At 67.5% G+C, this 9,197-nt stretch carries 9 protein-coding genes and 1 pseudogene; 3 read left to right on the top strand and 7 right to left on the bottom strand.

Annotation, left to right across the window (positions count from 1 at the left end):
• On the bottom strand, nt 1–2,787 hold a 2,787-nt coding region (locus RT028_RS18685), incomplete at its 3' end, for a dermonecrotic toxin domain-containing protein (protein WP_409567306.1).
• A gap of 27 nt (nt 2,788–2,814) precedes the next feature.
• On the opposite strand from RT028_RS18685, the gene RT028_RS18680 reads away from it, so the two are divergent.
• Nucleotides 2,815–2,991 carry a hypothetical protein gene (locus RT028_RS18680; RefSeq protein WP_312936739.1) on the top strand — a complete coding sequence of 59 codons (177 nt, stop codon included), beginning with the start codon at nt 2,815–2,817 and terminating at the stop codon, nt 2,989–2,991.
• Nucleotides 2,992–2,993: 2 nt separating this feature from the next.
• Here RT028_RS18680 and RT028_RS18675 read toward each other — a convergent pair whose 3' ends face one another.
• The 6 genes from RT028_RS18675 to RT028_RS18650 form a co-directional block, all read right to left on the bottom strand.
• Nucleotides 2,994–4,220: a DUF1835 domain-containing protein gene (locus RT028_RS18675; protein ID WP_312936738.1), complete on the bottom strand. Its 1,227-nt coding sequence runs from the start codon at nt 4,218–4,220 to the stop codon at nt 2,994–2,996.
• A 173-nt stretch (nt 4,221–4,393) separates the two neighbouring features.
• Complete coding sequence (locus RT028_RS18670; protein ID WP_409567305.1) at nt 4,394–4,663, bottom strand: hypothetical protein; 270 nt, start codon at nt 4,661–4,663, stop codon at nt 4,394–4,396.
• 26 nt (nt 4,664–4,689) lie between these two features.
• Nucleotides 4,690–5,235, bottom strand: a complete 546-nt coding sequence (locus RT028_RS18665) for a cupin domain-containing protein (protein WP_312936736.1) — start codon at nt 5,233–5,235, stop codon at nt 4,690–4,692.
• Between the two features lie 79 nt (nt 5,236–5,314).
• Nucleotides 5,315–6,514, bottom strand: a complete 1,200-nt coding sequence (locus RT028_RS18660) for an MFS transporter (protein ID WP_312936734.1) — start codon at nt 6,512–6,514, stop codon at nt 5,315–5,317.
• Nucleotides 6,515–6,650: 136 nt separating this feature from the next.
• The gene (locus RT028_RS18655) at nt 6,651–7,208 is read right to left on the bottom strand and encodes a cytochrome b (RefSeq protein ID WP_312936732.1); all 558 of its coding nucleotides are present in this window, start codon (nt 7,206–7,208) and stop codon (nt 6,651–6,653) included.
• Nucleotides 7,205–8,251: a catalase family peroxidase gene (locus RT028_RS18650; RefSeq protein ID WP_312936731.1), complete on the bottom strand. Its 1,047-nt coding sequence runs from the start codon at nt 8,249–8,251 to the stop codon at nt 7,205–7,207. The genes RT028_RS18655 and RT028_RS18650 overlap by 4 nt, the downstream gene beginning before the upstream one ends.
• 247 nt (nt 8,252–8,498) lie before the next feature.
• Here RT028_RS18650 and RT028_RS18645 point away from each other — a divergent pair, with 247 nt between their 5' ends.
• Entirely contained in the window at nt 8,499–9,020 is a 522-nt protein-coding gene (locus RT028_RS18645) for a sigma-70 family RNA polymerase sigma factor (protein WP_312936729.1), read from the top strand.
• A pseudogene (locus RT028_RS18640) lies at nt 9,017–9,197 on the top strand (anti-sigma factor); the annotation flags it as partial. The gene RT028_RS18645 and the pseudogene RT028_RS18640, both read left to right, overlap by 4 nt.

Here is a 9,197-nt window from a genome sequence, read left to right as displayed (position 1 = left end):
CAGGGCGGCTTCGCGCAGGCGACGGGGGACTGCGCGGCCGCTGAGCGGGTAGCCGAGTTGGCCATGGTTCAGTCGCATCGGTGAGCGATAGCCCGGTCGAATCGGCTGCTGGCCGAGCAGTTCGGCGCACAGCGCTCGCTGGTTGACGGCCAGTTCCCACAGCGCCTCGCCGCTGAGCCCGGGGTGGCGGGCTTGCAGGCTTTCGATGAGCACGCTGGTGTCGAGGTTCGCCAGCGCAGGGCGATACAAACCCAGCAAGGCTTGGTCCAGACGTACCTGCGCGAGCATCACGCGTGCTTCTTCCAGGACCCGTAGCGGAATGTGCGCCGCTGGTTTCAGGAGGGCCTGACGTTCCAGCCGGCTGGCCTGGGCAACGATGGCTTGCACGGTGCCTGCTGGCAGGCCGGGGAACTGCGCCGCGAGTCGAAGGCCGGCAGGTGACAGCGCCGGCATGGCGGCGTCGTGCAGTCGCTGGTACAGCATGCGGCGCTGGGCGAGCAGGTGCTCGGCCAGGCGTGTCTGCAGGGCCGTAGTGCATGCCTCGAGGGTAGTCCCCGCCAGGTCGAGTACGGCAGGATCGTCCAGCTGCATCAGCACCACGTGCGCCAGGTGACCGTCTTCGAGTTCGCTGCGGCTGATCTGCACCACCACGTCGCCCGCTTGGCGCGGCAGCCGCCCGTACAGGGTCGAGGCGCCAAAGCGCTCGCTGCCGGAGAACACCTCGATCAGGTGGTCCTGCGGCCAGCCTGGCAGCTCGACCAGCGCAGGCAGGGCGAAATTGTCTGAAGCCGGCAGGGCACCGCCCACGCGCACGTGTTCGATGATCCGGTCGACGCGCTGATCAGCCCTGAGCCGGGCAATCAATGCTTTGAAACGAGGCGGCAGCGCGGTGGCGTCGTGGTGCACGACCTGCAGCGCTTCAGGGGCCAGCCCGGTGCTGCGCCAGGCGCAGCGCAGGTCGTGTTCGCTGAGGTTGTGATCGGCCTGGCCGAGGCGTCCGATCAAGGTGTCCATGTCCCATTCCAGGGGGCTGTCCAGCGCCAGCCGCCAGGCCCCCTCGCCGTTGTGGCTGAGCTCAGGGGCATAACCATTGCTGGCTGAGGGATGGCGCACGCGCCAGGTGCCATCCGCCTCTTCAAACTGCTCATAAAGGCTGGCGTCGATGCGCACGTAGGTGCGTCCGTCGACCGTGTATTGGCCCAGCGCGTTGGGGTGAGCCAGCGGCGGCAGTTCGACACTGCTGGCATAACCGCGCAGGCTTGGTTGCCAGAGGCGCTCGGCGGCATCGGTCTTGATGCTGCGCAGGGCATCCACGAAGCCGGAGGCCTGCAGTGTAGCCCCGGCGCCGACCACTGCGGCGCCCAGAGCAAGGTTGAGGGCAATCGATTCCAGCTGTGCCAGGGCTTGCGCGTTGTCGCCGTCTTCCCAGGCGGCAACGCCCTCGAACACGCTGTCGGTGATCTGCGCAGCGCCGATGGCCAGCATCAGCGGGTTGAGTACCGGCACGCACATCGCCGCCACGTTGAGCACGCTCAGGCCGATGTCCAGCCAGTGCGCCAGCTGCTTAAGGCGCACTTCACGGTCAACCTCGGCAGTGGGCACCGCAATGCTGCGTGCGTCGCCCTTGAGGCGGCTGATGTGCCGGGTTTCCAGGTGCGCCCACAGGGAAGGGTCGAGCGGGTGTTCAGTGACCTCGAGGTGGACGTTATCGCGCGGCAGCAGCGGCATGTCGCCATCGGCATCGCTGTTCTCGAACAGGGCGTGCTTGAGCTTGCCGAGCAGTTCGGCCTGCAGACGGTGCGGGGCCAGCGCGATGAAACGCTTGCGGGTGTCACGATCAGCCAGGGCCGTGCGCAGGTGGACGAAAGCGTCGGCCAGCGAGGCAAAGGCCTGCACCGGCTCGGGGCTGTGCGGCCAATACAACACCACGCTGGTATGCTGTGCAGCATCACGGGCACGGACCATGAACAGCTCGTGAATCGGCACGCCAAACAGCGCTAGCTGCCAGCAGTAAAGGCCGCGGGATTCATGGGTATCGGTGCACAGGCCCTGCAGCTGGCTCGACCAGACGGCACTGATCGCGCCCTTCAATGCGGCGACTCTGACCTGCACCCGGAAATCATCCTGCCGTGCGGCAAGGGCGGCGCTGCGGATAGCCGCTGCTGCCGCGCCGTCATAGACCTCGCTGAGGTGGGCCTGATAGCGCTGGCCCAGGTCCAGTGCGCGGCACTGCTCGATGAAACCGGTCACGCTCAAGCCCTCCAGCGCAGCGCGGTCGTTCGCGGTGCGTTGCAGACGGCTGAGGCGAGTGGTGTCGTGGGTGCCTTCGAAGTTGTGCAGGGCCGCTTCCAGCAGACTGCGCACCTGCGGCTTACCTTTGGCAATCACCGGCAGCAGGTCGTTCGGCACCTTGGGACCGTTGGGCGGCGTGGTGGGTTTCTGCACGTCGGTGGGCTGGAACAGGTACTGCGCCTGCAGCACCGACGTATCGAGGCCCAACTGCGCTTGCAGCAACGGCGTGCAGAATGCGCTGATGCCCTGCAGCGGGGCCAGCTGGCGTTGCAGGGTCGCGAGGCTGGCCTGGCGTCGCTCGATGGCCCGCACCAGGGCCTGCTGGTCGAGGGCCGGTGCATGGGTATACCAGGGATAAGGCTTGCCGGCGGTATCGAGATAGGGTTTGCGGGCATGGCCGAGCACCTCATGCAAGGTGGTGGCGGGCAGTTGCTGGCTCCAGTGCGGCAGGCTGCGCACGATCTGCGTGTAGTGGAGTGGACGAACCTGGGTCATGACGAGCTCCTTGAACGGGGAAGCCCGATGAAACGTTCCCCGCCAGTGGGCACTGCGGTAGCCCGGCAATACCACCGCCCGACCCTGGCCGACGGTACTGCCCGGTTTCCCACTGCCAGGCCATGGCTGGAACGCCTCGAGACCGGGTCAGGCCGGGTTGATCGCAGCCTGACCTTCGCTCAACGCTTCTCCACCACCCTCTGATGCTAGGCGGCGTGCCAGACAGGCCGCAGCGCCGCGTCCAGCGCCCAGTGTGGCCGGCCTGGACACAGTCGCACGCCGCCCACCCAGCGCGGCTCATCGTGGCAGTCCAGGCCATAGGCCTCGCCGGCCAGCACCTGCTCGCCCAGGGCGGTGAGCGTCAGGGTTCGACGTGGCCAGGGTAGCGCCGCGTCGTCTTCGTACAGCAACGGGCGGCGCGCATCGATCAACGGCCGCAGCAGGGCGTGGAACATCAGGTCGCCGAGGCTCGGCAGCGGATCGTGCTCCTGCATCAGTTGTGCGTAGACATAGCCAAACGGCAACGGGCCTGAACGCTGCACCGCCTTCAGGGCCAGGCGCTCAGTGAGTGCCAGCCCGTCGTGCACTGACGGCAGCTCCTGCAACTGGCGCAACAGGGCGGGGGCGAGCAGCGGTAAGGCGGCGTGCTCGAGGTGGGCCAACTGCGCCCAGCGGGTGGGGTCCGGCGCCTGGTAGGCCGCCCAGGCGTCGCGCGCCAGGCTGAGCATCGCCGGCGTCACCGGGCGGCGCTGTGGCCATAGCCAGGCGAGCAATTCCGGCGCCAGCTGGCCGAGCCCGATGAAGCGCGCTACCCCAGGCACTCGGTCGATGGCAATCAGGCTGAGGTCAGGTGGCAGCTCGGGCAAACCTGCCAGGGCGCGCAGCAGGAACAGTTGATCGTAGGCATCGGCCTCGCACCACAGCACTGTAGGTTGCTCGCCTTGCAACTGCTGCAGCGCAGCGTATTCGTGTTGCAGACGCTGGCGCGCCTGTGGCAGATCCAGATTGAAGGCGTGGCTGATGAACGCGCTGCGCACATTGAAATAGTCGGCCAGCGCGAGCGCCGGCACCGGGCCCATGCACAGCGGGTCGGTGAGCATACGGAACTGCCCTTTGAAGCCTGCCAGTTGCAGGCTGTGCTGGATGTCGTTGCCGCAGCGCCAATGACGCGTTTCGGGCATGTCATTGGCCACGAAACCGGGATGCTCGCTGGCAAAACGCAACGCGTCGCAGTGGGCTTTGAGCCTGGGCCAGCTGGAGAAGCCCAGCTCCTGGGCGATCAGCCACTGCGCATCGGCCAGGCGCGGCGGACGGTCCATGGCGGGCAGCCGCTCGGCATCACCGGCGCGCCAGCGGCGCAGCAGATCTTTGGCGCGCTTGCGCTGTTGATCGAGGTTGAGGCGGCCATCGTTGACCTGGTAGGGCAGTGACATACGAGCTCCTGGATACGCCTTGTCCGCAGTCAGGCTGGAGTCGTTGGATGAAGATGGCGAGGCAGGCACCGGGGCGCAGCCCTTTCCGCGGACGGGTGGCGTGGTGCACGCCGGCGCTGACTATAAGCGCTGCCCAGGTTCGCTTCAAGCGCAGCATCCGGCATGGCCGAGCGCTAGCGGGCAGTGAGCAACGCTTCCAGGCGCTGGCGTTCCCAGAGGCTGAGGAAGTCGGTGGGGTTGGTGCCGTAGCGTGGCCAGTCGGCCAGGCTGGCCAGCCCGCCGTCTGCACGGTGGCAGCGCAGGCAGCCGGCGAGGCCGTCGACGTCGAGCAGCAGGGTCAGCGACCAGCCGTCGATGGCCACGCACACCTCACCCGCTGCGGTCCGTGACACGACGTGCAACAGGCGTACGCCTTGCGCCACATCGCGCAGGTGCTGGTACACCTCGCGCGCGCTGGGCGGCAACGGATTCAGAAGTTGGCCGGGGTGTTGGCGCTGATGATCTCGGCCTCGTCGGGGCCGACGTTCTTGAAGGCATGGGGCAGGGTGGTGGGGATGTAGTAGCCGTCACCCGGGTTCAACACGCTGACCTGGCCATCGACCCACAGCTCGACGGTGCCACGGGTGACGAGGCCGCATTCTTCGCCCTCGGCGTGGACGATCGGCTCGCCCGAATCGGCCCCCGGCGCGTACAGCTCGCGCAGCATGCGCATCTGCCGGCCTTCGACGCTGGCGCCGACCAGCAGCATGCGCAGGCCGTTGCGGCCAAGGTCGGGTTGCTCGCTGGCGCGGAACACGAAGCGTTCCTCGCGCACCGGCTCATCGAAACTGAAGAATTCGGCGAGGGACATGGGGATGCCTTCGAGCAGCTTCTTCAGCGAGCTGACGGAGGGGCTGACACGGTTCTGTTCGATCTGCGAGATGGTGGAATTGGTCAGGCCACTGCGGCGGGCCAGTTCACGTTGGGAAAGGTTGTTGCGTTCACGCACCAGCTTGAGTCGAGTCCCAGTGTCCATAGCCGCCTTGATGTCAGAGGTGTCAATAATAATAAGCGAAACATTAAAACACACTCTGTCGGGTGGCGCGCTGCGCGTCTCAGCGCGGCGCAGCGCCGGGTCTGGGCCACAGCCCGACCAGTAGCAGCAGCAGCGCGACCAGCAGGTACGGCAGGCGCGGATCGAGCCCGTAGACCAAGGTGCCAGCCAGCGGCCCGACCACCGCACCCAAGCCGTGCGCAGCGCTCACCGAGCCTGCTGTAGCGCCTTGCTCCGAGGCCTGCATGGCGTTGGCTGCCAAGGCCGAGACGGCCGGAAACACGAAGCCCATGCCCGCAGCCGCGACGAAGAACGCTGCGCACAGTTGGGGCGCGGTCATGGCCAGCGCGGCACTGGCATAGCCCAGCGCGGAAACGCAGGCGCCGACGCCGATCATGCGCAGCGGCGGCCAGTCGAGGCGGCGGATCAACACCTGGCACAGGATCAGTGCAACGCCCACCGTGGTCAACGCCGCCCCGGCTGCCTGCGCGGCCTCTGCCGCCGGCAGACGCAAGCGGTCGAGGGCATAGAAGCCGACAGTGATCTGCGACACGGTCACGCTGAGCATGGCGCTGAACGCGACCAGCAAGGGACGACGCAAGCGCGGGTCGCTCAGGCGGACTGCATTCGGCGCCTGGGCCTGATGCCGCGGTTCGGCCTTGAGGGTGCGCCACAGCACCACGAAGGCCAGCGCCGGCAACAGTGAGAGCAGGTAGAACGGCAGGGTCAGGCTGTGCCGGGCCAGCAACCCGGCCAGCGCCGGACCCAGCACCAGGCCCACGGCATTGGCCGCACCCAGCAGTGCCATGCTGCGCGCGCGCTGCTGCGGGGCGACATGGTCAGCGATCAGGGCGTTGCCGGCGACCGGCAGCGCGGCATAAAAAGCGCCGATCAAACCACGCACCAGCATCAACCCAACGAACGCCACCCCTGCGCTGGGCAGCCAGCGCAACGCGCCATCGATGAACAGGCACAGGGCCCAATACGCCACGCTGAACCCGGCACTGCCCAGCAGCAGTACCCGGCGCCGGCCATAGCGATCGGACAAACGCCCCCAGGGTCGTGCCAAGCCTACCCAGACCAGCCCTGAGACCGTGACCGCGGCGCCAGCTTGCCACGTGGCCATGCCCAACAGACGCGCAATCGGTCCGATCAGGGCAACGAAGGCCATCATCGACAGCGTGCAGGTCATGTTGACCAGGAGCAGCGGTCGCAGGTCGAGCGTGCTGGATGTGGCGTTAAGTGGCGGGTTAGAGGTCATGAGAAGGTCCGGTGAGGGTGCGGCCACATAGTAGTAATACCTGCTTACATATGTCGACCCGCAGCCCCAAACGGGCTAACCGGCAGGGTGCGCTGATTGCCGGGGTGCTTGATTCACCTTGGCGCGAACACGCTGCTCAGCGCTCGTCACGCGCCCGCATCCGCCGCCCCGGCCACATGCTGGTCAGTACCCCGTCCCGACGCACCAGCGCATGCATCAAGGCCGCCCCCAAGTGAACCAGCACCACCGCGAACAGCGCATAACCGGCCCAGCCATGCGCCAGGCGCAGGGCGGCGTACAGTTGCAGGTCATGCGGCGCAATCGCTGGCAGGCCGAGCGGGCGAGGGTAGCCGCCTGCCGAGAGCATTGCCCAGCCCAGCAGCGGCATGGCCAGCATCAGCGCATAGAGGACCAGGTGCGAAGCCCCTGCGGCCACCCGTTGCAGGCGCGGCAGATCGCCGGGCAGTGGCGGATGCGGCAGGCTCAGGCGTACACCGATACGCACGATCACCAGGGCCAACAGGGCCAGGCCGGTGGCCTTGTGCAGCTCGACCAGCAGCGGATGGCGCAGCGACAGGTCGCTGACCATGCTCACGCCGATGAACAGCATGGCCACGATCATCAGCGCCATCAGCCAGTGCAACAGGCGGGCCAGTGGGTGGAAGGTGGTGGGACGCGTGGACGACGGGCTCATGGACGGGCTCCGGTGCTCAGGGTTTCGCGGCTGCGTCGGTCGAACGACACCGCATAGGCGGCCGAACGGGCGGCAAGGATCGGATCGGCCGAGGCCTGGATGCCGCTGGGCAGGATCAGCGGGTCGAAATTCAGATCGCGGCAGGCGCCCTGTTCAGGGCCATCGACCTGCTCCAGCACCAGGGTGCCGGCGTCCACGGTGCGCCGCTCGGCGGGCCAGGGCTTGGCCGGGTCGTCGACCGCATCGCCGGGCTCGGCAAGGGTCAGACGCAGGGTCCAGCGCAGCGGCCCGTGGGCCAGGCGCTGTTGCAGGTCGTGCTGGAGAAACTGCGGGTCGCTCGCCTGGCCTGGCAGCGGCTGAAACGGTGTTTGCGGCACCAGTTGCCAGCGCACCGGCTGACGCTTGCCGTTGGCATCGATCAGCACGAACGCGTTGATGCTGTTGTAGGCCGTGTTGGCGAAGCTGTCGCTGGCCTTGTAGCTGGCCGCCCACTGGCGCCAGGCAGCGCTTTCCGGGTGCGCGGCGAAGAACGCCTGTTGCCGGGCGGGGTCGGGTTTTCCGGTAGCCGGGTCAGGGGTGCCGGCCAGCACCTGGTCATAGAAACCTTGCGCGGTGCTGACGGCCAACACCGGCGGGTTGTTCATGCCGGTGCGCCAGACCTCGCCGTCGTCGCTGCGCAACTCCAGCGCCAGGCTGCGCGTCGGCACGGCAGTATCGGGTGCGAAAGGGTTGGCGCCGCCGATGGCAAAGCGCCCGATCACCGGCACCTGCGCCTGGCTGAAGACCCGCGCCGTCGATAGGGTGGCAGCCTGGCCGCTGCCCAGAAACCGGCCGCTGACGCACAGGCCCTTGGCGTGATTCTTGCGGTAACCTGGGTGCTGTCCGGCCTGCGCCTCGAAGGTGTCGATGATGCGCTGTGGCGTCAGCGGCTGGACGCCGATCCAGCCTGCAGCATAGGCAAAGGTGCCGGCCAGTGCTGCCAGGCCGCCGCCGATGGCCGCCAGGCGCAGCCATTTGGCCGAACCGTGCAAGGGAGTGTTCATGGGAGAGGGTCCGAATCAGTCGATGAGCGAGTACGACGCGGGCGCTGCCGGTTTATTCCCCGCGCCAGGTCGCAGGCTGCGATCGTGCGTCGCGGGCAGGCGCTGTCCACGACGCTGAAGCACCCGGTGTCGAGGGTGCCGCGCTCATGGGCGTTGTTCAGGGCGCAAGACTTCTTTCTGTGCCAAGGGAATAGATTCCCCCACAAAGCGTCTGCTGGTTATATCGAACCTCGGCGCGGACCCGATCATGCATGAGCTGGACGACCACCAATGGCGGGACCTGCTGCACCGGCTACGGCGTTTTGCCCTGGGCCTGACCCGTCATGCGGCGAGCGCCGATGACCTGGTCCAGGCTACGGTCGAGCGCGCCCTGATCCGGCGCAGTCAACAGCGCGACCCGCAACAGCTGCGGGCGTGGCTGTTCACCATCCTGTATCGGCTGTTTCTCGACGGCAAACGTCGCGAGCGCCTGCATGCTCGCTGGCTGAACTGGTTCGGCCACGCTGAAGCGCACGCGTATGCCGATGCCGACGACCCACAGGCCACCTTGCTGGCCCAGGTCGACCTGCAGGCCTTCGCCCGTTTGCCCAGTGAACAACGCGCGCTGTTGCTGCTGGTCAGCGTCGAAGGCTTGAGCTACAAGGAGGCCGCCCAGGCACTGGAGATTCCCATCGGTACGGTGATGTCGCGCCTGTCACGGGCCCGCGCCGCCTTGCGCGCCCTGACCGAAGACACCCCCCGACCCACGGCATTGCGGAGACTGAAATGAGCCGTCTGACCCCCACCGAAGCCGAGCTGCACGCGTTCGTCGACGAGCGCCTCGAGCCTGAACGGCGCGCGCAAGTGCAGGCCTGGCTTGCTGCCAATCCGCAGCAGGCTGAACGTGTCCAGGCCTGGCAGGCGGATGCCCGCCGCCTGCGTGCCGCCCTGGCCGGGCTGGCGGCAC

Origin of the sequence: Pseudomonas sp., assembly GCF_032058845.1 — a bacterium.
Lineage (GTDB): Bacteria > Pseudomonadota > Gammaproteobacteria > Pseudomonadales > Pseudomonadaceae > Aquipseudomonas.
The sequence above is the reverse complement of the archived record's forward strand: the minus strand, read 5'-3'. Positions and strand labels throughout refer to the sequence as shown.

Excerpts from the sequence above, each read along its gene's own strand:
- RT028_RS18680 (WP_312936739.1), top strand. The coding sequence starts at position 2,815 with ATGAAACGTTCCCCGCCAGTGGGCACTGCGGTAGCCCGGCAATACCAC.
- RT028_RS18675 (WP_312936738.1), bottom strand. The coding sequence starts at position 4,220 with ATGTCACTGCCCTACCAGGTCAACGATGGCCGCCTCAACCTCGATCAA.
- RT028_RS18665 (WP_312936736.1), bottom strand. The coding sequence starts at position 5,235 with ATGGACACTGGGACTCGACTCAAGCTGGTGCGTGAACGCAACAACCTT.
- RT028_RS18660 (WP_312936734.1), bottom strand. The coding sequence starts at position 6,514 with ATGACCTCTAACCCGCCACTTAACGCCACATCCAGCACGCTCGACCTG.
- RT028_RS18655 (WP_312936732.1), bottom strand. The coding sequence starts at position 7,208 with ATGAGCCCGTCGTCCACGCGTCCCACCACCTTCCACCCACTGGCCCGC.
- RT028_RS18650 (WP_312936731.1), bottom strand. The coding sequence starts at position 8,251 with ATGAACACTCCCTTGCACGGTTCGGCCAAATGGCTGCGCCTGGCGGCC.
- RT028_RS18645 (WP_312936729.1), top strand. The coding sequence starts at position 8,499 with ATGCATGAGCTGGACGACCACCAATGGCGGGACCTGCTGCACCGGCTA.